The organism is Catellatospora sp. NPDC049111 (assembly GCF_040648615.1).
In the GTDB taxonomy this organism is placed as follows: domain Bacteria; phylum Actinomycetota; class Actinomycetes; order Mycobacteriales; family Micromonosporaceae; genus Catellatospora; species Catellatospora aurea.
Genome location: NZ_JBEZEB010000010.1, coordinates 63,475 through 89,314, shown reverse-complemented (window position 1 = coordinate 89,314; position 25,840 = coordinate 63,475). Strand labels below are relative to the sequence as shown.

The following is a 25,840-nucleotide window of genomic DNA, read 5'->3' as shown; positions in this document are numbered from 1 at the left end:
GAACCGGGCCGAAGGAAGGCGGAGACGTGCGGGTGCTGGTGGTGGAGGACGAGCGGCACTTGGCCGATGCGATCGCCCGAGGGCTGCGCCGGCACGGGCTGGCCGTGGACGTCGCCTACGACGGCAGCGTCGGTCACGAGATGGCCTTCGTCACCCGGTATGACGTGGTGGTGCTCGACCGGGACCTGCCCGGCATGCACGGCGACCAGCTGTGCGCCGCGCTCGTCGGCTCCGGCGCGCTGACCCGGGTGCTGATGCTGACCGCCAGCGGCAGCGTCGCCGAGCGGGTCGAGGGCCTGCGCCTGGGCGCCGACGACTACCTGCCCAAGCCGTTCGCCTTCGACGAGCTGGTGGCCCGGGTGCAGGCGCTGGGCCGCCGGGCCACCCCGGTCACCCCGCCGGTGCTGCGCGCCGGGGACCTCGAACTCGATCCCGCCAAGCGCTCGGTGACCCGGGGCGGCGTGCTGGTCGACCTGACCAACAAGGAGTTCGGCGTGCTGGAGGAGCTGCTGCGGGCCCGCGGCGGCGTGGTCTCCACGGAGGAGCTGCTGGAACGGGTCTGGGACGCCAACACCGACCCGTTCACGACCATAGTGCGGGTCACCATGCGCACGCTGCGGATGAAGATCGGGCAGCCCGCGCTCATCGAGACGCTGGTCGGCGCCGGCTACCGCATCCCGTCGGCGGCCCAGGACGGCGTCGCGTGACGGCCCGGCCGAAACGCGTGCCCGCCCGCCGCGGGTTCCGGCCGACCCTGCGCCTGCGGCTCACCCTGCTCAACGGGGTGCTGCTGGTGGGCGCGGGCGTCCTGCTGATGCTGGTCGCCTGGCTGGTCGTGAACGCCGTGCTGCACCCCGCCGACGAACTGGCCCCGGGCACCATGGTCCGGCTCGCCGACGGGCAGCAGCTGGACGCCCGGCAGTGGCAGGAGTCGGTGCTGTCCGCCGCGCAGACCGAGCTGACCGTCAAAGGCCTGGTCGCCGTGCTCGCGATCAGCGTGGTCGGCGTCCTCGGGGCGTACGCCGTCGTCGGCCGCGCCCTGCGCCCGCTGCACCACGTCACCGCCACCGCCCGCAAGCTCGGCGGGGAGACCCTCGACCAGCGCATCCGCTACACCGGCGCGGACGACGAGGTGGCCGAGCTCGCCGACACCTTCGACGCGATGCTGGACCGGCTCGGCGCGGCGTTCACCGCGCAGCAGCGCTTCGTCGCCAACGCCTCGCACGAGCTGCGCACCCCGCTGGCGGTGATGCGCACCGAGATCGACGTGACGCTGTCCGACCCGGCGGTGGACACCGCCGAGCTCAAGCGCATGGCGACTGTCGTACGCGACGCGTCCGAGCGGGCCAACGCCCTGGTGGACGCGCTGCTCATGCTGGCCCGCAGCGAGGGCCGCACCGGCCTGCGCAACGAGCCGGTGGACCTCGGCACAGGCGTGCTGGGCGCGCTGTCCGCCATGGACCACGAGGTGCGCCGGATCAAGCTCGCCGTCGACACCCGGCTCGACCCGGCTCCGGTCATCGGCGATCCGAGCCTGCTGGACCGGCTGGCCGGCAACCTCATCGAGAACGCGGTCCGCTACAACCACCTGGGCGGGCAGATCTGGGTGGAGAGCCGGCACGACGGCGAGTATGCCCGGCTCATGGTCGGCAACACCGGGTTCAAGGTGGACCAGGCCGACGTGCCCGGGCTGTTCGAGCCGTTCCGGCGCGGCGGCCGCGAGCGCACCGGCGCGCGGGGTTCCGGCCTGGGCCTGTCCATCGTGCGGGCCGTGTGTGTCGCGCACGGCGGCACGGTCGGCGCGGTGGCGCTGCCCGGTGGAGGTATGGAGGTCACCATCGCGCTGCCCCTAGCATCGCAGAGATGACCTCTCTGATCCGGCACATCACCGTGGACTGCATCGATCCGTACGCGCTGGCGGGCTTCTGGAGCGAGGTCACCGGCTACCCCCGCGACCCCGACGACAAGCCCGAGGACCCGGCCGCGCTGCTGATGTCACCAGACGACGGCCCGGGCCTGCTGTTCATCGCCGTGCCCGAGGGCAAGGCCGTCAAGAACCGCCTGCACTTCGACCTGCAGCCGACCGACCGCAGCCGCGACGAGGAGATCGAGCGGCTGCTCGCGGTCGGCGCGACGCTGGTCTCCGACCTGCGCAACCCCGACGGCACCGGCTGGGCGGTCATGGCCGACCCCGAGGGCAACGAGTTCTGCGTCGAACGCTCCGCCGCCGAACGCGCCACCGCGGCGGTATGAGCGCTTGAAACGGCGATGATCGCCGTTTCGGGTCAGGAAGTGGGGTACGACCCGAGTTCTTGACCGGAAACGGCGATCATCGTGTCGCGTCAGGCGAAGGTGCGGCCGGTCACGGCGGCGGAGACGCCGGAGCGGTCCAGGTACGGCGTGATGCCGCCCAGGTGGAACGGCCAGCCCGCGCCCAGGATCATGCACAGGTCGATGTCGGCGGCCTCGGCCACCACACCCTCGTCCAGCATCAGCCGGATCTCCTGCGCGAGCGCGGCCAGCGCCTTCTCCCGCACCTGCTCGCCGGTGAGCGGGGCGTCGCCCTGCACGAGCAGCGCCTCCACCTCCGGGTTGAGCCGCTCGTCGACCAGCAGCGGCAGGCCCGACTTGGCGATCGCGGCCAGGTTGGGGCTGGCCGAGAAGCGGTCCGGGAACGCGCCGTGCAGGGTGCCGCCGACGTGCGCGGCCACCGCCGGGCCGACCAGTGCCAGCAGCGCCATCGGCCGCATCGGCAGGCCCAGCGGGTCCAGCGCGCGGTCGGCGGTCTTGAGCGGGGTGCCCGCGTCGACGGCGTTCCAGATCTCGCCCAGGAAGCGGGTCAGGATCCGGTTCACCACGAACGCCGGGGCGTCCTTGACCAGCACGCAGCTCTTCTTCAGCTGCTTGCCGACGGCGAACGCGGTGGCCAGCGTGGCGTCGTCGGTGGCGTCGCCGCGCACGATCTCCAGCAACGGCATCATCGCGACCGGGTTGAAGAAGTGGAAGCCCACCACCCGCTCGGGGTGCGCCAGGTCGGCGGCCATCGCGGTGACCGACAGCGACGAGGTGTTGGTGGCCAGCACCGTCTCCGGCTTGACGATCTGCTCCAGCTCGGCCCAGACCGCCTTCTTGACCGACAGCTCCTCGAACACGGCCTCGATGACGAGGTCGGCGTCGGCGAACACGGACTTGTCGACCGAGCCGCTGACCAGGCCGCGCAGCTTGGCTGCCGTACCCACGGACATGCGGCCCTTGCTCACGGCCTTGTCGATCTCGGCGTGCACGTAGCCCACGCCCTTGTCGACCCGGGCCTGGTCCAGGTCGGTCAAAACGACCGGGACCTCCAGGCGCTTGGCGAACAGCAGCGCCAGCTGCGAGGCCATCAGGCCCGCGCCGACCACGCCGACCTTGGTGACCTTGCGGGCCAGGGACTTGTCCGGGGCACCCGCGGGGCGCTTGGCCCGGCGCTGCACCAGGTCGAAGGCGTACAGGCCACTGCGCAGCTCCGGGGTGACGGCGAGGTCGGCGAGGGCCTGGATCTCGGCCTCGATGCCCTCGGCGGTCACGCCGTTCTTGGCCAGCATCAGCAGGTCGAGCGCCTTCGAGGCGGCCGGGACCGCGCCGTGCAGGCGCTTGTCCAGCTCGCCGCGGGCGAAGCCGACGACCGCGTCCCACATCTCCGAGCGGTCCACCTCGGCCCGGTTCACCGTGACGGTGCCGTTGACGACCCCGGCGGCCCACTCCAGCGAGCGCTCCAGGAAGTCGGCCGGCTCCAGCAGGGCGTCGGCGATGCCCATCTCGAAGGCCTGCTTCGGCTTGAGCATCTTGTTCATCATCAGCGGGTTCTGCACGACGACCTGGGCCGCGGGCACGATGCCGATGAGGTTCGGCAGCACCTGTGAGCCGCCCCAGCCGGGGATGAGGCCCAGCGAGACCTCGGGCAGCGCCAGCGCGGCCGCGCCGGACGAAAGGGTCCGGTAGTGGCAGTGCAGCGCCACCTCCAGGCCGCCGCCCATGGCCGCGCCGTTGACGAACGCGAACGTGGGCACGCTGCTCTCGCGCAGCTTGGCGAAGGTGGCGTGGCCCAGCCGGCCGATCTGCTCGACCTGCTCGCGCGAGGTCATCGCGGAGAAACCGGTGAGGTCCGCGCCGACGCAGAAGATGTACGGCTTGCCGGTGACCGCGATGAACGACGGCTGCGCGGCGTGCGCCTCGTCGATCGCCTGCGACAGCGAGGTCAGGCCGCCGGGGCCGAAGGTGTTGGGCTTGGTGTGGTCCAGGCCGTTGTCCAGCGTGATCAGCGCGGCCGGGCGGTCGAGCCCGGGGACGGCGATCAGCCGCAGCTTCGCGTTGGTGACGATCTCGCTCACTTCGCGCCCTCCCAGTTCGGGTTCTCCCAGATCACGGTGCCGCCCATGCCGATGCCGATGCACATGGCGGTCAGGCCGTAGCGCACCTCGGGGTGCTCGGCGAACTGGCGCGCCAGCTGGGTCATCAGCCGTACGCCGGAGGAGGCCAGCGGGTGGCCCACGGCGATCGCGCCGCCCCACGGGTTGACCCGCGGGTCGTCGTCGGCGATGCCGAAGTGGTCGAGGAACGCCAGCACCTGCACCGCGAACGCCTCGTTCAGCTCGAACAGGCCGATGTCGTCGATGCTCAGCCCGGCCAGGCGCAGCGCGCGCTCGGTGGACGGGATCGGGCCGACGCCCATCACCTCTGGCTCGACGCCGACGAAGCCGTACGAGACCAGCCGCATCGCGATGGGCAGGCCCAGCTCGCGGGCGGTGTCCTCGGCGGCCAGCAGGCAGCTCGTCGCGCCGTCGTTGAGGCCGGCCGCGTTGCCCGCGGTGACCTTGCCGTGCGGGCGGAACGGGGTCTTCAGCCCGGCCAGCTTCTCCAGCGTGGTCTCGCGCGGCGCCTCGTCGGCGGTGGCCAGGCCCCAGCCGGTCGCCGGGTCGCGGGTGGCCACGGTGACCAGGTCGCCCTGCAGCTTGCCCGCGGCGTACGCGGCAGCGGTCTTCTGCTGGCTGGCCAGGCCGAACGCGTCGGCCCGCTGCTTGGTCAGGTGGGGGAGCCGGTCGTGCAGGTTCTCCGCGGTCGCGCCCATGACCAGCGCGGACGGGTCCACGATCTTCTCGGCCAGGAAGCGCGGGTTCGGGTCGACGCCCTCGCCCATCGGGTGGCGGCCCATGTGCTCGACCCCGCCCGCGATCGCGACGTCGTACGCGCCGACCGCGATGCCCGAGGCGACGGTCGTGACGGCGGTCATCGCGCCCGCGCACATGCGGTCGATCGCGTACCCGGGGACCGTCTTGGGCAGGCCTGCCAGCAGGGCGGCGGTGCGGCCGATGGTCAGGCCCTGGTCGCCGATCTGGGTGGTGGCGGCGATGGCCACCTCGTCGACGCGCTCCGGCGGCAGCTGCGGGTTGCGGCGCAGCAGCTCGCGGATGCAGCGCACGACGAGATCGTCGGCGCGGGTGTTCGCGTAGATGCCCCCGTTCGCCTTGCCGAACGGGGTGCGCACGCCGTCGACGAAGACGACGTCGCGGACTTCACGGGGCACGGTCTGCCTCCTTGCAGTTAGGGAGCTGCCCCGGATGCTACTCGCGAGTAACTAGTTCGGTGAAGAGACCTGCTGTGGCTTGACTCACATGCTCGGCGAACGGCGACGACCGCGCGGCCAAGATCGTCGGACTTGCCCGGCACCCGTGCGTATCTTGAGCGCGCATACGCACACCTGCCTGGCAAGTCGAGCGATCATGGCGGCGCGCCCGGCTCAGGCGGTCGCGCCGTCCGGCGTCGCGTCCGGCCCGGACGGTTCCCCGGTGGAACCGTCCGGCTCGGGTTCGGCGGGGACGGCGACCAGCGCCTGAGCCAGCTCCTCGGCCAGCAGGCCGCACTGCCAGGCCCGGGCGCCCAGGTCGCTGAGCACCTTGGTGACCGCGGCCGCGTCGGGATCGCTCGGCGGCTCCCAGGCCAGCCGGCGGACGAACTCCGGGGTGATCAGGTTCTCCGGCGGCAGGTGGTGCTGCTCGGCGGTCTTGGTGACCACCTCGCGGCAGCGGGCCAGCCGCGCGGCGGCCTCGGGGTCCTTGTCGGCCCAGCGGTGCGGCGGGGGCGGCCCCTCGAACACCGGAGTGGTCGGCAGCGCGTCGTCGGGCAGGGCGCGGGCCTCGTCGAGCGCCTCCAGCCAGGTGTTCGCCAGGCGGCGTACCGAGCGGCCGCCGAAGCCCGGCAGCAGCAGCAGCTCGCGCTCGGTCTTGGGGTTCATCTCCGCCGCCGCGACGATGGCGGCGTCGGGCAGCACCCGGCCGGGCGCGGTGTCGCGGCGCACCGCGATGGTGTCCCGGGCGTACCACAGGGCGCGCACCCGCGACTGGGCGCGCGCGCCGCGCACCCGGTGCATGCCGGAGGTGCGCCGCCACGGATCGGTGCGCTGCTTGGGCGGCCGCGCGCCGCCGGCGACCAGCGCGGCGAACTCCTGCGCCGCCCAGCCGGTCTTGCCCTGGCGGTCCAGCTCGGCGGCGAGCGCGTCGCGCAACTCCACGAGCAGTTCCACATCCAGCGCGGCGTAGACCAGCCAGTCGTGGGGCAGTGGACGGGTGGACCAGTCTGCCGCGGAGTGATGCTTCTCCAGGGTGCGTCCCAGTAGCTGTTCGGTCAGCGCGGCCAGGCCGACCCGCTCGAAGTCGGCCAGGCGGGCGGCCAATTCCGTGTCGAACAACCGGCGCGGCCGCAGGCCCACCTCCGCGAGACAGGGCAGGTCCTGGCTCGCCGCGTGCAGCACCCACTCGGTGTCGGCCAGCGCCTCGTCCAAGGCGGACAGATCACCCAGCGGCACCGGGTCGATGAGCGCTGTGCCGGCCCCGCGGCGGCGCAGCTGCACCAGGTATGCCCGCTGGCTGTAACGGAAGCCGGAGGCCCGTTCGGCGTCCACGGCGACCGGGCCGGTGCCCGCGGCGAACCTGGCCACGACCTCGGCGAATTCCGCCGGGGTGACCACCGGATCGGGGGTGCCGTCGGCTGGTTCGGTCAGCAGCGTCGGCCCACCGCCGTTCGGTGTTCCGTCCGGCGCGCCGTCGCCCGAAGGGGTGCGATGGCGGGTCCGACGGCGCAGTGGTGCGTCCTCGTCGGTCATGGTCACACCGTACGGCCAGCCGGTCGGCGATGACGGCAGCACCCCGGGTATGGCGCGTCGGTGACCGGTGGGGCGGATGTGACGGACCTGTGAACGTCGGAGCAAAAGGGCTCCGAACGGGGGTGATGCGATTCGACAGCACCCAGTATGGTGTGCCAGCCCGATCACACCTGATCGGTGCACGGGGAGGAACACATGAGCACGGGCCCGCAGCCCGACACGTCGCCGGGCGCTGTCCCGCAGGGCGTGCCCGCACCGCATGCCGGTGCCCCGATCCCGGCCCAGCACCTGCCACCGCAGCCGGGCGTGCCGCAGCACCCGGTGCCGCCGCAACCCGTGCCGGCCCACCTGATTCCGGCGCAGCCCGGTCCCGCCGGGGTCCCGGGCCCTTACCCGCCGGTTCCGGCGGGTCCGTACCCGCCCGTGCCGGCCGGTCACCTGCCGGGCCCGTTCCCGCCCGCGCCCGCCGCACCGCCGCACCAGCCGTGGCCGCCGCAGGTCCCGCCGCAGCCCGTCCCGATGGCGCACCCGCTGGTCCCGCACCCCGCGTCCGCGGTGCCGACTCCGCCCGCGGCACGCCCGTCGGGTGGCGGCTGGCGTCGCGTGCTGCGTTTCAACACGGTTCTCGCCGTGCTGCTGGCCGTGCTGATCGGCATGGTGGCCTGGCAGAACGTGCGGATCGGGGAGCTGAGCACCGCGCTGGACAGCGCCGACCGGCGCCTCACCGAACTCCAGCAGAAGGACGGCGGCCGCCTGACCGACGCGGAGTCGCGGCTCGGCGCGCTGGAGAAGGAGGTCGGCGGAGCCTTCAACGTGGAGAAGCTCGCCGCGGCCGTGCTGCCCAGCGTCTTCCGCGTGGAGGCGGGCCCCTTCACGGGCACCGCGTTCGCGGTCGGGCCCAAGGCCACCGACGGCGGCACCAACCTGTTCACGAACTTCCACGTGGTCGAGTCGGTCTACAAGGACGGCGGCCGCACCGTGAAAATCACGCGTGACGGACAGCGGTTCGATGCGAAGATCGTGCGCGTCAACAAGCTCCGTGATGTGGCCCAGCTGCACACCACGGCGAAGTTCACCGGACTCACGGTCGCCAAGACGCCCGCCAAGCCCGGTCAGCAGGTCATCGCGGTGGGCGCCCCCCTGGGCCTCACCGACACGGTCACCAGCGGCGTCATCAGCGCGATCCGGGAGTCCGGATACGAGGAGGGCCCGATGGTGCAGTTCGACGCCGCCATCAACCCCGGCAACTCCGGCGGCCCGGTGATCAACGGCCAGCAGGAAGTGGTCGGCATCACCGTCGCCGGATACCTCAACGCCGAAGGCCTCGGGCTCGCGATCCCGATCGCCGACGCCTGCAAGCTCTTCACCGTCTGCTGACCGGAACCCCTTCGGTTCAGCGCGCACCACCATTCACGGAGGAAACAGATATGACCCACCCCGCGTCCCCGGCCGACGAGGCTCCCACGACGGCGGTGCCGGCGCAGGCGCCCGTTCTCCCGGAGACCGCGCCTGCCACGCAGCCCGTGGCGGCCGCGCCCGCCCCGGCCTACCCCGCCGCTCCGGTGGCCGACGCCACCGTCGCGCAGCCGGCCGCTTACCCGGCGACCGCGCCGCAGCCGGTCGCCGGCTACCCGGCCGCGACCCCGCAGCCGGCCGCCGCGTACCCGGCCACCGCGCCGCAGCCGGTCGCCGCGGGTTACCCGGCCACCGCACCGCAGCCGGTCGCCGCGGGTTACCCGGCCACCGCGCCGCAGCCGGTCGCCGCCGGTTACCCGGCCGCCGCGCAGCCCGCCGGCTACCCGGCCGGTTACGCCCCGATCCCGGCGCAGCCCGAGGGCTACCCGGTGTCGGCCGTGCCGGTGTCGGCGTACCCGACCTCGGGCTACGGCTACCCGGCCGCCGCCCCGGCTCCGGTCAAGAAGTCCAAGGCGCCCCTGGTGCTGGGCATCGCCACCGGCCTGCTCGTGCTGGCCACCGGCGTGATGACCACGCTGTTCGTGCTCAAGTCGGGCGAGCTCGCCGACACCAAGACCACGCTGAGCCAGCAGGTCGCGGAGCGTGACAAGACCATCAAGTCCAAGGACAGCGAGATCTCCTCGGGCAAGTCCCAGTTGGAGACCACCAAGGACGAGCTGGAGAAGTCCAAGCAGGATCTCCAGGGCGTGCAGAACGAGAACAAGGCGATGGTTGTCTGCCTCGACAAGCTCGACGCGTTCTTCAGCGCGCCGTCCGAGGCGCGGGCGAAGGCCCTGGACAAGGCCTGCAAGGCCTACCTCTGACGCGCAGGCGCGGGTGGGCCGGTCCGCGCCCGGCGCGTGACCTGGTGAACCGCTGACAAGGGCGGCCGGTGATCCGGCCGCCCTTGTTCGTCAGCGCTGTTCGGTGCGGCGCAGCGGCAGCGCGGACACGCCGACCGGCGGCAGGCCCGCGGTCGAGGCGAGCAGCGCGCACCAGGCCGCCACGTGGCCCTCCAGGTTCAGGTCCAGCGGGGTCCAGGAGGCGCGCAGCTCCAGGTCCGTGGTGGGCGGGCCGTCGGCGGCCAGCGCGCCGAAGCGGCTGGAGATGGTCTGGGTCACCGTGCCGCCGATCGCGGCGTATCCGGAGCTGTGCGCGTCGAGCGCGTCCACCAGCCAGCTCCAGCCCACCTGGGGCAGCAGCGGGTCGGTGGCCAGCTCCGGCTCCAGTTCCGCGGTGACGTACGTGACGAGCCGGGTGTCGCCCTCCCACGCCTCGTGCCCCGCCGGGTCGTGCAGCAGGATGAGCCGCCCGGTGGTGACCTCCTCGCCACGGCGCAGCACGGTCGCGCCGAGGGCGAAGGCGTGCGGGGCGAGCCGGCTCGGGGCCGGCACCTCCTCCAGCGCTATCTCGCTCCGGGGGTGGGCGGCACGCAGCGCGGTGACGGCGCGCGTGAACGTCTCGGGGAGTGCCGTCGTGAGCGCCATAGCCGTACCCTAGGGGGCCGCGGGACCGTTGTGGTGGTTCGGCGCGCCGATACGGCTCACATCCGCGCCACCCGTTCGGAGATCGTTATCTGACCGGTGGCACGATGGCCGTGATGAGCAGCGTTACTGACACCAGTCCCGCGGGCCGCACGGCCGGCTCCGCATTCGTCCGGGCGTGTCGCGGGCAGTCCGTGCCGCATACGCCGGTGTGGTTCATGCGGCAGGCGGGGCGCTCGCTGCCGGAGTACCGCGCGCTGCGGGCCGGGGTCCGCATGCTGGAGTCCTGTCGGCAGCCCGACCTGGTCACCGAGATCACCCTGCAGCCGGTACGCCGCCACGGCGTGGACGCCGCCATCTTCTTCAGCGACATCATGGTGCCGCTGGACGCGGCCGGGGTCGAGCTGGACATCGTGGCCGGCACCGGCCCGGTCGTCGCCGAGCCGGTCCGCACGCTCGCCGACCTGGACCGGGTGCGCCCGCTGGACCCGGCCGCCGTGTCCTACGTGGACGCCGCGGTCCGGATGCTCACCGCGGAGCTGCTCGACAAGCCGCTGATCGGCTTCGCCGGGGCGCCGTTCACGCTCGCCAGCTACCTGGTCGAGGGCGGCCCGTCGCGCAACCACACCCAGACCAAGGCCCTGATGTACGGCGACCCGCAGCTCTGGCACGCGCTGCTGGACCGGCTCGCCGACATCACGCTGACCTTCCTCAAGGTGCAGATCGGCGCGGGCGTCAGCGCCGTGCAGCTGTTCGACTCCTGGGTCGGTGCGCTGTCCGAAGCGGACTACCGCCAGTATGTGCAGCCGCACTCGCGCAAGGTGCTGGAGGGCCTGGCCGACGCCGGGCTGCCCCGCATCCACTTCGGCGTCGGCACCGGCCTGCTGCTGCCCGCGATGGCGCAGGCGGGCGCGGACGTGGTCGGCGTCGACTGGCGCACCCCGCTCGACCAGGCCGCCAAGCAGGTGCCGGGGCATCCGGTGCAGGGCAATCTCGACCCGGCGGTGCTGTTCGCGCCGTGGGAGGTCGTCGAGCGCGAGGTGCGCCGGGTGCTCGCCGAGGGCCGCGCGGCCCCCGGGCACGTCTTCAACCTCGGCCACGGCGTGCTCCCCGAGACCGACCCCACCGTGCTCACCCGCGTCGTGGAGCTGGTGCACACGCTCAGCGCCCGATGAGCGAGCCCACCGAGCGAATCATGACGCCGTTGCATGCTCGTGGCGAGCGGAGCGAGGAGCGGGCATGAGTGAGCCCACCGAGCGAATCATGACGCCGTTGCATGCTCGTGGCGAGCGGAGCGAGGAGCGGGCATGAGTGAGCGTGGCGAGCGAATCATGACGCCGTTGCATGCTCGTGGCGAGCGGAGCGAGGAGCGGGCATGAGTGAGCGTGGCGAGCGAATCATGACGCCGTTCCATGCTCGTGACGAGCGGAGCGAGGAGCGAGCATGACCAGGCACACCGTCGTCGTCGGGGGAGGCGTCGCCGGGCTGGCGGCCGCGCTGCGGCTGTCCGGGGCGGGCCACCGGGTGACCGTGGTGGAGCAGTCGGCTCGGCTGGGCGGGCGGATCAGCACCCGGCCGGACGGCGTCGACACCGGTGCGGAGCAGTTCCTGATGCGCGACCCGGCCGGTGGGCCGAGTGGCGCGAAGCGGCTCGTCGACGAACTGGGGCTGGGGGACCGGCTGGTCCACCCGGCGATCGCGGGGGCGGGGCTGTGGCTGGACGGGCGGCTGCGGCCACTGCCCGGTGGCACGGTGATGGGTGTGCCGGGCCCGCAGGCCGCGCTCGACGGCATCGCCGCCCTCGACGACCACGACACGGACCGCGGTGTCCCCGTGCTAGCCGCCGGCGTGGACCGGTCGGTCGGCGCGCTGGTGCGCGAGCGGCTCGGCGGCGAGGTGGTCACGCACCTGGTCGACCCGCTGCTCGGCGGCGTGTACGCGGGCAGCGCCGACGGCCTGTCGCTGGCGGCCACGGTGCCCGCGCTGCACCGGCTGCTCGGCACGGAGCACACGCTGCGCGGCGCGGTAGGGCTGACCGCGGCCGCGAGCCGGGCGCACCAGCCGGGCAGCCCTGTCTTCGGCACCCTGCGCGGCGGCCTGGGCGGCCTCGTCGACGCCGCCGCCGCGGAACTGGCCCGCCGTGGCGTCGAGGTGCTGACCGGCGTGCCGGTACGGATGCTGGTCCGGCGCGGCGACGGCTGGACGCTGTCGGTCGGTGCGGCCGCCCCCGACGCCCCGGACAGCGTGCGCGCGCGGCAGCTCGACTGCGACGCGGTCGTGCTGGCCGTTCCGGCGCGTCCCGCGTCGCGGCTGCTGCGCGACGTGTCGCCGGACGCGGCGGCGCTGGTCGGCGTGCTCGACTACGCCAGCGTCGGGCTGGTGACGCTGGAGCTGGCGGGCGTCGAGCTGCCCGCGCTGACCGGCTTCCTGGTCCCCGCCGACCAGGGTTTGACCATCAAGGCGGCCACCTTCTTCAGCACCAAGTGGGCGCACCACGCCCGCCCGGACGGCCGGGTCCTGCTGCGCGCCAGCGTCGGCCGGTACGGCGAGCAGGCGGTGCTGCAGCGCCCGGACGCGGAGCTGGTGCGGGCGGTGCTCGCCGATCTGGGCACGGTGCTCGGCACGACGCTGCCGGCGCCCGTCGCGGCGGAGGTGACCCGCTGGGGCGGCGGGCTGCCGCAGTACGCCCCGGGGCATGTCGACCGGGTCGGGCAGGCCCGGACGCTGCTGGCCGACCTGCCGCTGGCCCTGGCCGGCGCGGCCTTCGACGGGGTCGGCATCCCCGCCTGCGTCACCTCCGCGGAGCAGGCCGCCGACCGGATTCTGGAAGGATGACTGGCATGACCGAACAGACCAACGCGGCCCGGCTGCGGGAGCTCAACGACACCATCCGGTACACCATGTGGTCGGTGTTCCGGGTCAAGGGGCCGCTGCCCTCGATCCGGTCGGAGGTGTCCGGTGAGGTCGACGCGCTGTTCGCGCAGCTCGCCGACAAGGACGTCACGGTGCGCGGCGTCTACGACGTGGCGGGCCTGCGCGCCGACGCGGACGTGATGATCTGGTGGCACTCCGGCTCCTCCGACGCGCTGCAGGACGCGTACGGCCTGTTCCGGCGTACGGCGCTGGGCAAGTGCCTGACCCCGGTCTGGTCGCAGGCGGCGCTGCACCGCCCGGCCGAGTTCAACAAGAGCCACATCCCGGCGTTCCTGGCCGGTGAGGAGGCGCGGCGGTACGTCTGCGTCTACCCGTTCGTGCGCTCGTACGAGTGGTACCTGCTGCCGGACGAGGAGCGTCGCGAGATGCTGGCCGAGCACGGCAAGATGGCGCGCGGCTACCCGGACGTGCGGGCCAACACGGTCGCCTCGTTCGCGCTGGGCGACTACGAGTGGATGCTGGCGTTCGAGGCCGACGAGCTGCACCGGATCGTGGACCTGATGCGCGACCTGCGCGCCTCCACGGCCCGCCGGCACGTGCGCGAGGAGGTCCCGTTCTACACGGGCCGCCGCCGCTCCATGGAGGAGCTCGTCGCCGCCCTGCCGTAGGGGAGCGCTCCCGGCGGTCACGCGGTGCTGACGTCCTACGAACAGGGCCGCGAGAAGTTTTGCAAACTGTAGGGCAACCCGTGCAACTGATTTGCACGATCGTGCCCTACACTTGCGTACCATGACGCGCAGACTCGCCGAAGTGGCGAAGTACGTGGGAGTGAGCACGGCCACCGTGAGCAGGGTGCTCAACGGTCGCCCCGGCATCTCCGAGGCCACCCGTACGGCCGTGCTCACCGCGCTGGACGTGCTCGGCTACGAGCGCCCCACCAAGCTGCGCGGCGAACGGGCCAGGCTCGTCGGCCTGGTCCTGCCCGAACTGCAGAACCCGATCTTCCCGGCGTTCGCCGAGGTCGTGGCCGGCGCGCTGGCCAAGCGCGGGTTCACCCCCGTGCTGTGCACCCGCACCGCCGACGGCGTCGCCGAGTCCGACTACGTGGACATGCTGCTGGAGCAGCAGGTGTCCGGCGTGATCTTCGCGGGCGGCAACTACGCCCAGGCCGACGCCGACCACGAGCACTACCGCCGGCTGCTCGACCGCGGGCTGCCCGCGATACTGGTCAACGCGGGCATCGACGACCTGGGCTTCCCCCGGGTGTCGGCCGACGACGCGGTGGCCACCGAGCAGGCGTACAACCACCTGGTGTCGCTGGGTCACGACCGGATCGGCCTCATCCTGGGCCCGCCCGACCACATGCCTTCCTCCCGCAAGCGCCAGGCGTTCCCCGGGGCCGACGACATGGTCGAGCGCACCATCTTCTCGATGGAGGGCGGCCACGCCGCCGCGGCGCGGCTGATCTCGCGCGGCGTCACCGGCCTGATCTGCGCCTCCGACGTGCTGGCGCTCGGCGCGGTGCGCGGCGCGCGCCGCTTGGGCCTGTCCGTGCCCGGTGACGTGTCGCTGGTCGGATACGACGACTCGGCGGTGATGACCTGCACCGACCCGCCGCTGACCACGGTGCGCCAGCCGATCGAGGCGATGGGCCAGGCCGCGGTGGCGCTGCTGGTCAGCGAGATCGCCGGCAACGTCGTCCCCGCCGACGAACTGCTCTTCGAGACCGAGCTCGTGGTACGCGGCTCCACCGCCGCCGTCCCCGCCAGCGCCCGCCTGGTCCCCGCCCAGTCCCGCTCCACCGACTGACCTCTCTTTCCCCGAACGGCTCCACGCACCCGTGCAAACGGCGTGCATGGAGCCGTTCGCATTTCCGTCCCGCGGCGGCGCCCGCCCGCGACCGGCACCGCCGCCTGCTCAAGATCGCCCGACTTGCCAGGCAGGTGGGCGAATGTGCGGTCAAGATACGCACAGGTGCCAGGCAAGTCGGGCGATCTTGACGGGCCTGGCCGGGGCGGAGGGTGCCGGGTGGCGGTCCGGTCCTGGGCGGCGAAACGTTGCATAAACGTGACCGCGGTCGGCCGTGGTCGATGTCCCGCACCCGCCCGCGGCTGACGCGGGACGTCCCGCTGCGCCGATCGGCCGAGCCGCTGCGAGTTTTGCAGTCTTGAGCTGCACGTTTCCGATCTACTGGCGATCATCACGCACAACGCACCGCAAAGACATGACCATGTGTAAACCGGATTGCGAAACGGTATCGACACATGTCCTGTGAACCACGCCACAGGCATCCCTTGCAGCGCAGACGTTGGCTCGCGCGCGACAGCGTTACGTCAAAAAATTGCGTAACTATCTCGACACCTTGCGGACATGAGTCGCCAACGCTACAGTGACTTCACCTAAGCCTGACCTTGGAAAATGCGAGGCAGGTCACACGGAAGTCAGCGCAACAACAAGACGCCGCCGCGGCGATCCGTCCTCGCGGCTCCGTAGATCAAGAACTGTTTCCCGAAGGGATGGACAGATGTCCGTACCGCACTTCCGGAAGGTCGCGGCGATCGCACTCGCGACCGGCCTGGGACTGGGCCTCGCGGCCTGCTCCACCAAGAGCGACGACTCCACGGATGCTGCCGGCAAGACCATCATCACGGTCGACTGCCAGCCGGTCGGCGCGCAGAAGAACCTGCTGCAGGCGTGGAACGACGACGTCAAGGCGTTCGAGGCGGCCAACCCCAGCATCAAGATCAAGAGTGTTTCGGTCGGCACCCAGTGCGCCAACCCGCCGGACTTCACCGCCCGCCTGCAGGGCGGCTCGATGACCGACGTGTTCTACGGCTACATGACCGACGTGCAGCAGGTCATCGACTCCGGCCAGGCGATGGACATCACCGCCTTCGCCACCAAGGAGAACCTCCCGACCTGGGACGACGTGCTCGGCGACGCCAAGACCACGTTCACCAAGGACGGCAAGGTCTGGGGCATCCCGACCAAGAACTACTCGATGGGCCTGGTCTACAACAAGACCCTGTTCGCCAAGGCCGGTCTGGACCCGAAGAGCCCGCCGAAGACCTGGGCCGAGGTGCGCGAGGCCGCCAAGAAGATCTCGGCGCTCGGTGACGGCATCGCCGGCTTCGGCGAGTACAGCTCCGGCAACACCGGTGGCTGGCACTTCACCGCCGAGCTGTACTCGCAGGGCGGCGCCCTGGTGACGGCCGACGGCAAGAAGGCCGACTTCAACAACGACATGGGCAAGAAGGTTCTGCAGAACCTCAAGGACATGCGCTACGGCGACAACAGCATGGGCGCCCGCCAGCTGCTCGGCTGGGGCGACCTGCTGACCATCGCGGGCGCCGGCAAGGTCGGCATGTTCGTCGGCGCGCCGGACGCGACCACCGCGATCGTCACCCAGTTCCAGGGCAAGTACGAGGACTGGGCGATGGGCCCGATGCCGGGCCAGGACGGCCCCGCCAAGGGCACCCTCGGTGGCGGTGAGGGCTACTTCTTCAAGAAGGGCCTGACCGACGACCAGGTCAAGGCCGGTCTGAAGTGGCTCGCCTTCGAGAAGCTCACCCCGGGCAAGGGCCAGTTCGACTACGCCCGCGCCAAGGCTCAGGGCGAGCAGGTCGGTCTGCCGCAGCCGCAGCTGTTCACCCCGGCCAGCGCGTCGCAGAAGTCCGAGTTCGACCTGCGCAAGGCGAACGGCAACATCGCGCCGGACGACTTCGCCGCCTTCGAGAACAACCCGGTGACGATCAAGTTCGAGCCGGCCAACGCGCAGGGCATCTACGCGATCCTCGACGGTGCCATGTCGGCGATCCTGACGAACCCGAACGCGAGCGTCGACGCCGAGCTCAAGAAGGCCGAGGACAAGGTCAACCAGCTCCTCGCTCAGGCCGCCAAGTGATGCAGGGACGGGGAGCCGGGCACCATCGCCGGCTCCCCGTCCTCGCGCGGACCTGACCCCGCACCTTCCCTCAGGAGTGATGACATGGCGATCGCCACCGTTCCGGGCGCCGGCATCGACGTCGGCAGCCAAGCGCCAGCACCCGTCGATCCGCGACGCGCCCGGCGCAACCGCCGCATCAAGGACAACCTCACCGGCTACGCGTTCCTGATCGGCGCGGTCATCTGCTTCGCGTTCTTCTCCTGGTACCCGATGATCCGCGGCGTGGTGATGAGCTTCCAGCGCACCCGCGCCGGCGAGACCACCTGGGTCGGCTGGGACAACTACGAGCGGATCATCAACGACCCGAGCTTCTGGACGGCCTGGCAGAACACCCTGTACTTCACGGTGCTCGCCCTGATCGCCGGCTACGCGGTCCCCTTCTTCCTGGCGGTGCTGCTCAACGAGTTCCGGCACGCCAAGGGCTACCTGCGCATCCTGATCTACCTGCCGGTGATGCTGCCCCCGGCCTCGGCGCTGTTCCTGTTCAAGTACCTCGCCTACGACCCCAGCGACGCGGGCCTGTTCAACTCGATCCTGAAGGCGGTCGGGCTGCCGACCTCGCAGTGGATGCAGTCGACGGACATGACGATGCCCGCCATGGTGCTCGCCTCGACCTGGATGAACATGGGCGGCGCGGTGCTGATCTACCTGGCGGCGCTGCAGAACATCCCGGGCGAGCTGTACGAGGCCGCCGAGCTCGACGGCGCCGGCCTGTGGCGGCGCATCACCAACGTGACCATCCCGCAGACCAGGCTGATCCTGTCGCTGATGGCGATGCTCCAGGTCGTGGCGACCATGCAGCTGTTCATCGAGCCGCTGATCCTGGCCAACGGCGCGGGCTCGGAGGACTCGGCCACGTCGGTCGTGTACCTCATCTACCAGCACGGCTTCTTCCAGAACGACCTCAACGGCGCGGCGGCGCTCGGCGTGATCATGCTCGTGGCGCTGATCGGCTTCTCCGCCGTGTACGCCCGGCTGAACGCGAAACAGGACTAGGGGAACGAGTCATGGCGCAGCAATCCGAGACCCGGTCACTGATCTCCTTCGCGCAGCTCCAGCGGGGCCGCGGCAAGACGATCTACTGGACCCTGCTCATCACCGTGGTCATTCTGTTCACGCTCTGCTTCATCGGGCCGCTGTACTGGATGGTCACCGGCGCGCTGAAGTCCAGCCCCGAGCTGGCGCAGACGCCGCCGACGCTGTGGCCGTCGGATCCGCAGCCGGGCAACTACGCCGAGGCGTGGAACCGGCTGGACCTGGCCAAGCTGCTGTTCAACACCTTCTACTACGCGATCGGCGCGCTGGTGTTCCAGCTCGTGCTGGACACGGCGGCGGCGTACGCGCTGTCGAAGCTGCGGCCGAAGCTGGGCAACCTGATCCTCGGCCTGATGCTGGCGACGCTCATGATCCCGGCGATGGTGCTGATCATCCCGCAGTACGTGACGGTGATCGACATGCCGATCCCGTTCACGGAGCTCAGCCTGATCGACTCGCCGTTCGCGATCTGGCTGCCCGCGGTGGCGAACGCGTTCAACATCTTCCTGCTGAAGCGGTTCTTCGACTCCATCCCCGAGGACCTGATGTCGGCGGCGCGGATGGACGGCGCGGGCTCGATGCGTACCCTCTGGTCGATCGTGCTGCCGATCTCCCGGCCGATCCTCGGCGTGGTCTCGATCTTCGCGGTGACCGCGGTGTGGAAGGACTTCCTCTGGCCGAAGCTGGTCATGCCCTCGCCGGAGACCCGCACCATCAGCGTCGGCATCTACGCCTTCTCCGGCGGCACGCCGCAGAACGTGGTCGTCGCCGCGGCCGTCATCGCCGCGATCCCGACCATCGTGTTCTTCCTGATCTTCCAGCGCAGCATCATGTCCGGCCTGACCGCCGGCGGTCTCAAGGAGTAGCCGGCCGCGGGTCCGCCTCTGCGGGCCCGCCCGCCGTGCCCGCACGCCCAGTCCAGTTCGTGTTCCGTAACAGGAAGCAGGTATCTCGTGGTTGACATCGGAGCCCCCGCGCCGCAGGGGGTGCGCTCGGCGACCGACGCCTGGTGGCGCGATGCCGCCATCTACCAGGTGTACGTCCGCAGCTTCGCCGACGGCAACGGCGACGGCGTCGGCGACCTGGCCGGCGTCCGGGCGCATCTGCAGTACCTGAGGGACCTGGGCATCGACGCCATCTGGTTCAACCCCTTCTACGTCTCGCCCCAGGCCGACGGCGGATACGACGTCAGCGACTACCGCAACATCGACCCGATCTTCGGCGACCTGGCCGAGTGCGAGGAGATGATCCGCGAGGCCCACGCGCTGGGCATCCGCGTCATCGTCGACGTGGTCCCCAACCACTGCTCGGACCAGCACCCCTGGTTCCAGGCGGCACTGGCGGCGGGTCCCGGCTCACCGGAGCGCGAGCTGTTCTGGTTCCGCCCCGGCAAGGGCGAGCACGGCGAGCTGCCGCCGACCGACTGGACCTCGAACTTCGGCGGCGGCACCTGGACCCGGGTCGCCGACGGCGAGTGGTACCTGCACCTGTTCGACGGCGCGCAGCCCGACTGGAACTGGGACCACCCGGCGGTGCGCGAGGAGCACGAGAACGTGCTGCGCTTCTGGTTCGACCTCGGCGCCGACGGCATCCGCATCGACTCCGCCGGTCTGCTGATCAAGGACCCGAACCTGCCCGAGGTCGGCACCACCGAGCGCCACCCGTTCGAGGACCTCGACGAGGTGCACGACGTGTACCGCGCCTGGCGGCGCATCGCCGACGAGTACGGCGGCCGCGCGCTGATCGGCGAGGTGTGGATGCCCGACGTGCAGCGGTTCACCAACTACCTGCGCCCGGACGAGATGCACACCGCGTTCAACATGAACTTCCTGTGCTCGGCCTGGGACGCGACGCTGCTGCGCGACGTCATCGACGACACGCTGCGCTCGCACGCCCCGGTCGACGCCCCGGCGACCTGGGTGCTGTCCAACCACGACGTGACCCGCCACGTCAGCCGGTACGGCCGCGCCGACACCTCGTTCAGCTTCAAGGGGCGCACCCACGACACCCCGGTCGACCTGGAGCTGGGCACCCGCCGCGCCCGTGCGGCGGTCATGCTGGCGCTGGCCCTGCCCGGCTCGGCGTACCTGTACCAGGGCGAGGAGCTGGGCCTGTGGGAGGTCGAGGACATCCCGGCCGAGCTGAAGCAGGACCCGATGTGGCACCGCACCGCGGGCGCCGACCCGGGCCGCGACGGCTGCCGGGTGCCGCTGCCCTGGTCGGGTGCCGAGGCCCCGTTCGGGTTCAGCCCCGACGGCGCGGCGAACAAGCCGTGGCTGCCCCAGCCGGCGGCATGGAAGGCGTACACCGCCGAGGCGCAGACCGGTGACCCGGGCTCGATGCTGGAGTTGTACCGCCGCTGCCTGAGCCTGCGCCACAGCGAGCCCGCGCTCGGCGACGGCCCGATGTCCTGGCTGGACGGCGACTCCCGGGTGCTGTCGTTCCGCCGACCCGCCGCGGACGGCCTCGACCTGGTCTGCGTGGTCAACCTCTCCGACGCGGCTGTCGACGTGCCCGCGTACTCGCAGGTCCTCGTCGCCAGTGGACCGCTCGACGGCAACCGCCTGCCCGCGGACACCGCGGTCTGGATCCGCCCCGCCTGACCCCCTCGGATGCGGGTGGAAGGAGCCCGCAGCTCAGCATCGCCCACGGCCGTGGCGGCGCGTCTGTCCCGAATCGCGCCGCCGCACTCCGCTCCGGTCACCCCGTCCCCACCGGAAGGCAGCAACAGGCAATGAACGAGCACAGCACCCCTCCCGCACCGACGGGCCGCGTACCGGCGCCCCGCCGCCGCACCGGGCTGGCCGCCGCGGCCGCCAGCTCGCTGCTGGCCGGCGTGGCGCTGGTCGCGGTCACCTCGTTCGGCACCGCCGGCCCCGACCTGGCCCCGGTCGCCTCGATCTCCCCGTTCTCGATCGCCGGGCGCGGCGCGACCGTCGCGTTCAAGGAGTTCGAGGCCGAGGACCAGCCGACCAACGGCACGGTCCTGGCGCACACCCGCTACTACGGCCAGCTCGCCTCGGAGGCGTCCGGCCGGCAGGCCGTCACCCTCGACGCCGTCGGCGAGTACGTCGAGTTCACCCTCACCGCCCCCGCCGACTCGATCAACTTCCGGTACAGCCTGCCGGACAACGCCGCGGGCACCGGCCGCGACGCCACCATCGACCTGCGGGTCAACGGGAACTTCCTGAAGAGCGTCCCGGTGACCTCCAAGTACGGCTGGTACTACGGCGGCTACCCGTTCAACAACAACCCGGGCGACACCAACCCGCACCACTTCTACGACGAGCAGCGCAGCCTGCTCGGCAGCACGTACCCGATCGGCACGAAGATCCGGCTGCAGGTGAACTCGACCGCGCAGTCGCCGAGCTTCACCATCGACCTGGCCGACTTCGAGCTGGTCGGCGGCCCGAAGTCCAAGCCCGCCAACGCGATCGACGTGGTGGCCGACTTCGGCGCGGACCCGACCGGCGGCACGGCCGACAACACGGCCAAGTTCCAGGCCGCGGTGGACGCGGGCAAGGCGCAGGGCCGGGTCGTCTGGATCCCCGCGGGCACGTACACCGTCTGGGACCACATCGTGGTCGACGGGGTGACCCTGCAGGGCGCGGGCATGTGGCACTCGGTGCTCACCGGCCGCCACCCGACCCAGCGCAACCGCGCGGTCGGCGTCTACGGCAAGTACGTCGCCGGCGGCGGCTACACCGGCGCGGTGCGCTCGCACGAGGCCGGCGGCCCGAGCCGCAACGTCACCCTCAAGGACTTCGCCATCATCGGCGACATCCGCGAGCGGGTCGACGACGACCAGGTCAACGCCATGGGCGGGGCCATGACCAACTCGGTGGTCGACAGCGTGTGGATGCAGCACACGAAGGTCGGGGCCTGGATGGACGGCCCGATGGACAACTTCACCATTCGCAACAGCGTGATCCTGGACCAGACCGCCGACGGCGTGAACTTCCACACCGGCGTCACCAACTCCACCGTCACCAACACGTTCGTGCGCAACACCGGTGACGACGCCCTGGCCATGTGGCCCGACCGCATCCCGAACGTCAACAACACGTTCTCGTTCAACACGATCGGCGTGACGATCCTGGCCAACCACCTGGTGTCGTACGGCGGCCGGGACATCAAGATCACCGACAACGTGGTGGCGGACAGCATCACCAACGGCGGCGGCATCCACATCGGCAACCGCTACCCGGGCGTCAACTCCGGGTCCGGCACCGCCGTGGCGGGCACCTTCACCATCGCCCGCAACACCCTGATCCGCACCGGAAACTCCGACTACAACTGGAACTTCGGCGTCGGCGCGATCTGGTTCTCCGGCCTCAACGAGCCGATCAGCGGCGCGACCATCAACATCACCGACACCGACATCCTGGACAGCTCCTATGCGGCGCTGCACTGGATCGAGGGCGGCGCGACCGGCATCCACTTCAAGAACGTACGCATCATCGGCGCGGGCACGTACGCGCTGCAGGTGCAGTCGCAGGGCCAGGCCACGTTCGAGAACGTGACCGCGTCCGGCATCGCGCAGAGCAACCCCATCCACAACTGCGTGGGCCCGTCGTTCCAGATCACCCAGGTGGGCACCAACTCCGGCTGGTACGCCAACCCGCCCGCCTGCACCGGCATCTGGCCGACCCCGGTCTGGACCGGCGGCACCACCCCGCCGAGCAACAGCCCGCCGCCGCCCAGCTCGCCTCCGCCGCCCTCGGCGCAGCTGAGCCTGAGCACGTCGAACCTGGTCTTCGGCACGCAGAACGTGGGCACCACCAGCGCCGCGCAGACGGTCACGGTGAGCAACCCGGGTTCGGTCGCGGTCAGCCTGAGCGGCGTCGCCGTCAGCGGTGACTTCGCCCGGACCACGAACTGCGGCTCGTCGCTGGCCCCCGGCGCGAGCTGCACCGCCTCGGTGACGTTCACGCCGACCGCGACCGGCGCCCGCAACGGTCAGCTGTCCGTGGGCAGCAACGCCCAGGGCAACCCGCACGTGGTGAACCTGACCGGCTCGGGCTTCAACCCCAACGGCAACCTCGCCGCGGGCCGCCCGACGACGCAGACCAGCCAGACCCAGTCGTACGGGTCGGGCAACGCGGTCGACGGCGACGTGAACACGTACTGGGAGAGCGCCAACAACGCCTTCCCGCAGTCGATCACCGTTGACCTGGGCACGAGCGCGACCGTCAACCAGGTGGTGCTGAAGCTGCCGCCGTCGTGGGGCACCCGCACGGAGACCCTGCAGGTGCTGGGCTCGACGGACGGCTCGACCTTCAGCAGCCTGGCGGCTTCGGCCGGCTACACGTTCAACCCGGCCACCGGCAACAGCGCGGCGATCAACTTCACCGCCGCATCGCGCCGGTACGTCCGGGTGACGGTCACCGGCAACACCGGCTGGCCCGCGGCGCAGTTCAGCGAGTTCGAGGTGTACGGCAACGGCACCCCGCCCCCGCAGACCCCGGCCATCGGCCTGTCCGCCTCCAGCCTGTCGTTCGCGAACCAGACCGTCGGCACCACCAGCGGCGCGCAGTCGGTGACGGTGACCAACACCGGCACGGCCTCGGCGACGCTAGGCTCGGTGACCGTGACCGGCGACTACGCCCGTACCACCACCTGCGGTTCCTCGCTGGCGGCGGGCGCGTCCTGCACGATCTCGGTGACGTTCACGCCGACCGCGTCCGGGGCCCGCTCCGGCACGGTCAGCTTCACCAGCAACGCCACCGGCAGCCCGCACACGGTCAACCTGTCCGGCAACGGCGTCGTCGCCAACACCAACCTGGCGCTGAACCGCCCGGTGACCGAGAGCGGCCACGCCGACGTGTACGGCGCGGGCAACGCGGTCGACGGCAACGCCAACTCGTACTGGGAGTCGCTGAACAACGCCTGGCCGCAGACCATCACGGTGGACCTCGGCGCGACGACCTCGGTCTCCCGCGTGGTGCTCAAGCTCCCGCCCGCGGCGGCCTGGGCCACCCGCACCCAGACCCTGTCGGTCCTCGGCAGCACCAACGGCTCCTCCTACAGCACCGTGGTGGGCTCGGCCGGCTACGTCTTCAACCCGTCCTCGGCCAACACCGTCACCATCACCTTCCCGGCGACCAGCCAGCGCTACCTGCGCCTGAGCTTCACCGGCAACACGGGCTGGCCGGCCGGCCAGCTCTCGGAATACGAGGTCTACGCCTCGTAACCACCCTGAACCCCGGTGGAGAGGGTGAGCGGCCCTCTCCACCGGTTTGATGAAAGGAAGGGCACCTTCACATCGCTCCGCGATGTAGAAGGTGCCCTTCTTAACGCCGCCAGGACAGTCGCCCCAGGCCGTTGCGTGATCCGGTTTACCGGTTCGCCCGGCAACCGGCACGCGGCCGACCGGTTACAGTGACCGGCGTGACGCGCAGACTCGCCGAAGTGGCGAAGTACGTGGGGGTGAGCGAGGCGACGGTGAGCCGCGTGCTCAACGGCAAGCCCGGCATCTCCGAAGCGACCCGCACCGCGGTGCTGACCGCCCTGGACGTGCTCGGCTACGAGCGACCCACCAAGCTGCGCGGGGAACGCGCCCGCCTGGTCGGTCTGGTGCTGCCCGAACTCCAGAACCCGATCTTCCCGGCGTTCGCCGAGATCGTGGCCGGGGCGCTGGCGCAGCGGGGCTTCACCCCGGTGCTGTGCACCCGCACCGAGGAGGGCGTGGCCGAGTCGGCGTACGTCGACATCATGATGGAGCAGCAGGTCTCCGGCGTGATCTTCGCGGGCGGCCTGTACGCCCAGGCCGACGCCGAGCACGAGCACTACCACCGGCTGCGCCAGCGCGGCCTGCCCGTGGTGCTGGTCAACGCCGCGATAGACGGGCTCGGCTTCCCGGTCGTGGCCGCCGACGACGCCGTCGCGGTGGACCAGGCGTACGGCCACCTGTCCTCGCTCGGTCACACGAAGATCGGGCTGCTGCTCGGGCCGGTCGACCACGTGCCGTCGGCGCGCAAGCTCGCCGCGTTCCGCAAGCGCACCGGGCAGAAGAACCCGCCGGTCGCGCGCACCATCTACTCCATGGAGGCGGCGCAGGCCGCGGCGGTACGCCTGATCAAGGAGGGCGTGACCGGGCTGGTCTGCGCCTCCGACGTGTTCGCGCTGGGCGCGGTGCGCGCGGTGCGCCGGATGGGGCTGCGCGTGCCGGAGGACATCAGCGTGGTCGGATACGACGACTCGCTCTTCATGGCGTGCACAGACCCGCCGCTGACCACGGTGCGCCAGCCCATCGGTGCGATGGGCACGGCCGCGGTGGCCATGCTGGTGTCGCAGGTGGACGGCGGCGAGGTCGCCCCGGACGAGTACCTGTTCGACCCCGAGCTGGTCGTGCGCGGTTCGACCGCGGTGGTCGCCGCCTCCGCCTGACCGGACTCAGCCGCGGCGCATGGGCACGTGCGGGATGCCGTCCTCCAGGAACTCGGGGCCGCTGGCGGCGAAGCCGTACTTGGCGTAGAACTTCGCCAGGTGCGACTGCGCGTCCAGCACCGCGGGGCGGTCGCCGACCGCCGCCAGCGCGGCCGTGAGCAGCTGCCCGGCCAGGCCGTCGCCGCGTGCCTCAGGGGCGGTCACCACGCGGCCGATGCGGCACACCGGGCCGCCCGGCTCGGCGTCTTCGAGCATGCGCAGGTAGGCCACCGGCTTGCGGTCCACCTCGTACCAGAGGTGCCGAGTGCCGGGCTCGCCGTCGCGGCCGTCCAGCTCCGGGTAGGGGCAGGACTGCTCCACGACGAACACGTCGACCCGCAGCTTCAGCAGGGCGTAGAGGGTCGCGGCGTCCAGGTCCTGGAAGCTCGCGGTACGGAAGATCATTGGCTCTGCCGAGATCACCTCTGGATCGTAGTCGGTGAGACGGCTCACGCTCACTTCCGCTCTCGTCGCATCGTG

20 protein-coding genes are annotated in these 25,840 nt (G+C 71.4%); 15 read left to right on the top strand and 5 right to left on the bottom strand.

Features of this window, described 5'->3' with window-relative positions; translation table 11 throughout:
- The first annotated feature begins 26 nt into the window (after positions 1-26).
- The 3 genes from AB0B66_RS16980 to AB0B66_RS16970 are packed head-to-tail and all read left to right on the top strand — an operon-like array spanning position 27 to position 2,253.
- Positions 27-707, top strand: coding sequence for a response regulator transcription factor (locus AB0B66_RS16980; protein WP_360529866.1), 681 nt, complete (start codon positions 27-29; stop codon positions 705-707).
- A gap of 17 nt (positions 708-724) precedes the next feature.
- Positions 725-1,867, top strand: a complete 1,143-nt coding sequence (locus AB0B66_RS16975; RefSeq protein ID WP_360530206.1) for a HAMP domain-containing sensor histidine kinase — start codon at positions 725-727, stop codon at positions 1,865-1,867.
- Complete coding sequence (locus tag AB0B66_RS16970; RefSeq protein WP_360529863.1) at positions 1,864-2,253, top strand: VOC family protein; 390 nt, start codon at positions 1,864-1,866, stop codon at positions 2,251-2,253. The genes AB0B66_RS16975 and AB0B66_RS16970 overlap by 4 nt, the downstream gene beginning before the upstream one ends.
- An 89-nt stretch (positions 2,254-2,342) precedes the next feature.
- Here the strand turns inward: AB0B66_RS16970 and AB0B66_RS16965 are convergent, their stop codons facing one another.
- From AB0B66_RS16965 to AB0B66_RS16955, 3 genes are all read right to left on the bottom strand, one after another.
- Positions 2,343-4,370, bottom strand: a complete 2,028-nt coding sequence (locus AB0B66_RS16965; protein WP_360529860.1) for a 3-hydroxyacyl-CoA dehydrogenase NAD-binding domain-containing protein — start codon at positions 4,368-4,370, stop codon at positions 2,343-2,345.
- Complete coding sequence (locus tag AB0B66_RS16960) at positions 4,367-5,563, bottom strand: thiolase family protein (RefSeq protein WP_360529857.1); 1,197 nt, start codon at positions 5,561-5,563, stop codon at positions 4,367-4,369. The genes AB0B66_RS16965 and AB0B66_RS16960 overlap by 4 nt, the downstream gene beginning before the upstream one ends.
- Before the next feature lie 213 nt (positions 5,564-5,776).
- Positions 5,777-7,138: a ribonuclease D gene (locus tag AB0B66_RS16955; protein WP_360529854.1), complete on the bottom strand. Its 1,362-nt coding sequence runs from the start codon at positions 7,136-7,138 to the stop codon at positions 5,777-5,779.
- Between the two features lie 195 nt (positions 7,139-7,333).
- Between AB0B66_RS16955 and AB0B66_RS16950 the strand changes: the two genes are divergently transcribed.
- Both AB0B66_RS16950 and AB0B66_RS16945 read left to right on the top strand, forming a co-directional pair.
- Complete coding sequence (locus AB0B66_RS16950) at positions 7,334-8,515, top strand: trypsin-like peptidase domain-containing protein (protein WP_360529851.1); 1,182 nt, start codon at positions 7,334-7,336, stop codon at positions 8,513-8,515.
- Between the two features lie 50 nt (positions 8,516-8,565).
- Positions 8,566-9,417 (top strand): hypothetical protein, encoded by an 852-nt coding sequence (locus tag AB0B66_RS16945; protein WP_360529848.1) that lies wholly within the window; start codon positions 8,566-8,568, stop codon positions 9,415-9,417.
- 90 nt (positions 9,418-9,507) lie between these two features.
- Here AB0B66_RS16945 and AB0B66_RS16940 read toward each other — a convergent pair whose 3' ends face one another.
- Entirely contained in the window at positions 9,508-10,080 is a 573-nt protein-coding gene (locus tag AB0B66_RS16940; RefSeq protein WP_360529845.1) for a DUF3000 domain-containing protein, read from the bottom strand.
- A gap of 113 nt (positions 10,081-10,193) precedes the next feature.
- Here AB0B66_RS16940 and hemE point away from each other — a divergent pair, with 113 nt between their 5' ends.
- From hemE to AB0B66_RS16890, 10 genes are all read left to right on the top strand, one after another.
- Positions 10,194-11,252: a uroporphyrinogen decarboxylase gene (gene hemE, locus AB0B66_RS16935; RefSeq protein ID WP_360529842.1), complete on the top strand. Its 1,059-nt coding sequence runs from the start codon at positions 10,194-10,196 to the stop codon at positions 11,250-11,252.
- A gap of 268 nt (positions 11,253-11,520) precedes the next feature.
- Complete coding sequence (hemG, locus tag AB0B66_RS16930) at positions 11,521-12,912, top strand: protoporphyrinogen oxidase (RefSeq protein ID WP_360529839.1); 1,392 nt, start codon at positions 11,521-11,523, stop codon at positions 12,910-12,912.
- Positions 12,913-12,917: 5 nt separating this feature from the next.
- Complete coding sequence (gene hemQ / locus AB0B66_RS16925) at positions 12,918-13,619, top strand: hydrogen peroxide-dependent heme synthase (protein WP_360529836.1); 702 nt, start codon at positions 12,918-12,920, stop codon at positions 13,617-13,619.
- 121 nt (positions 13,620-13,740) lie between these two features.
- Positions 13,741-14,760 carry a LacI family DNA-binding transcriptional regulator gene (locus tag AB0B66_RS16920; RefSeq protein WP_360529833.1) on the top strand — a complete coding sequence of 340 codons (1,020 nt, stop codon included), beginning with the start codon at positions 13,741-13,743 and terminating at the stop codon, positions 14,758-14,760.
- Between the two features lie 715 nt (positions 14,761-15,475).
- Positions 15,476-16,855: an extracellular solute-binding protein gene (locus AB0B66_RS16915; RefSeq protein WP_360529830.1), complete on the top strand. Its 1,380-nt coding sequence runs from the start codon at positions 15,476-15,478 to the stop codon at positions 16,853-16,855.
- Between the two features lie 84 nt (positions 16,856-16,939).
- Positions 16,940-17,893, top strand: coding sequence for a sugar ABC transporter permease (locus AB0B66_RS16910; protein WP_360529827.1), 954 nt, complete (start codon positions 16,940-16,942; stop codon positions 17,891-17,893).
- Between the two features lie 11 nt (positions 17,894-17,904).
- The gene (locus AB0B66_RS16905; RefSeq protein ID WP_360529824.1) at positions 17,905-18,798 is read left to right on the top strand and encodes a carbohydrate ABC transporter permease; all 894 of its coding nucleotides are present in this window, start codon (positions 17,905-17,907) and stop codon (positions 18,796-18,798) included.
- A gap of 87 nt (positions 18,799-18,885) precedes the next feature.
- Entirely contained in the window at positions 18,886-20,535 is a 1,650-nt protein-coding gene (locus AB0B66_RS16900) for a glycoside hydrolase family 13 protein (RefSeq protein WP_360529821.1), read from the top strand.
- A 131-nt stretch (positions 20,536-20,666) separates the two neighbouring features.
- Entirely contained in the window at positions 20,667-24,125 is a 3,459-nt protein-coding gene (locus tag AB0B66_RS16895; protein ID WP_360529818.1) for a discoidin domain-containing protein, read from the top strand.
- A gap of 197 nt (positions 24,126-24,322) precedes the next feature.
- Positions 24,323-25,321: a LacI family DNA-binding transcriptional regulator gene (locus AB0B66_RS16890; protein ID WP_191837633.1), complete on the top strand. Its 999-nt coding sequence runs from the start codon at positions 24,323-24,325 to the stop codon at positions 25,319-25,321.
- A gap of 6 nt (positions 25,322-25,327) precedes the next feature.
- Here AB0B66_RS16890 and AB0B66_RS16885 read toward each other — a convergent pair whose 3' ends face one another.
- Entirely contained in the window at positions 25,328-25,765 is a 438-nt protein-coding gene (locus tag AB0B66_RS16885; RefSeq protein WP_360530203.1) for a GNAT family N-acetyltransferase, read from the bottom strand.
- Positions 25,766-25,840: the final 75 nt, after the last annotated feature.

Excerpts from the sequence above, each read along its gene's own strand:
- AB0B66_RS16970 (WP_360529863.1), top strand. The coding sequence starts at position 1,864 with ATGACCTCTCTGATCCGGCACATCACCGTGGACTGCATCGATCCGTAC.
- AB0B66_RS16955 (WP_360529854.1), bottom strand. The coding sequence starts at position 7,138 with ATGACCGACGAGGACGCACCACTGCGCCGTCGGACCCGCCATCGCACC.
- AB0B66_RS16950 (WP_360529851.1), top strand. The coding sequence starts at position 7,334 with ATGAGCACGGGCCCGCAGCCCGACACGTCGCCGGGCGCTGTCCCGCAG.
- AB0B66_RS16945 (WP_360529848.1), top strand. The coding sequence starts at position 8,566 with ATGACCCACCCCGCGTCCCCGGCCGACGAGGCTCCCACGACGGCGGTG.
- AB0B66_RS16940 (WP_360529845.1), bottom strand. The coding sequence starts at position 10,080 with ATGGCGCTCACGACGGCACTCCCCGAGACGTTCACGCGCGCCGTCACC.
- hemE (WP_360529842.1), top strand. The coding sequence starts at position 10,194 with ATGAGCAGCGTTACTGACACCAGTCCCGCGGGCCGCACGGCCGGCTCC.
- hemG (WP_360529839.1), top strand. The coding sequence starts at position 11,521 with ATGACCAGGCACACCGTCGTCGTCGGGGGAGGCGTCGCCGGGCTGGCG.
- hemQ (WP_360529836.1), top strand. The coding sequence starts at position 12,918 with ATGACCGAACAGACCAACGCGGCCCGGCTGCGGGAGCTCAACGACACC.
- AB0B66_RS16920 (WP_360529833.1), top strand. The coding sequence starts at position 13,741 with ATGACGCGCAGACTCGCCGAAGTGGCGAAGTACGTGGGAGTGAGCACG.
- AB0B66_RS16915 (WP_360529830.1), top strand. The coding sequence starts at position 15,476 with ATGTCCGTACCGCACTTCCGGAAGGTCGCGGCGATCGCACTCGCGACC.
- AB0B66_RS16910 (WP_360529827.1), top strand. The coding sequence starts at position 16,940 with ATGGCGATCGCCACCGTTCCGGGCGCCGGCATCGACGTCGGCAGCCAA.
- AB0B66_RS16905 (WP_360529824.1), top strand. The coding sequence starts at position 17,905 with ATGGCGCAGCAATCCGAGACCCGGTCACTGATCTCCTTCGCGCAGCTC.
- AB0B66_RS16895 (WP_360529818.1), top strand. The coding sequence starts at position 20,667 with ATGAACGAGCACAGCACCCCTCCCGCACCGACGGGCCGCGTACCGGCG.
- AB0B66_RS16885 (WP_360530203.1), bottom strand. The coding sequence starts at position 25,765 with ATGATCTTCCGTACCGCGAGCTTCCAGGACCTGGACGCCGCGACCCTC.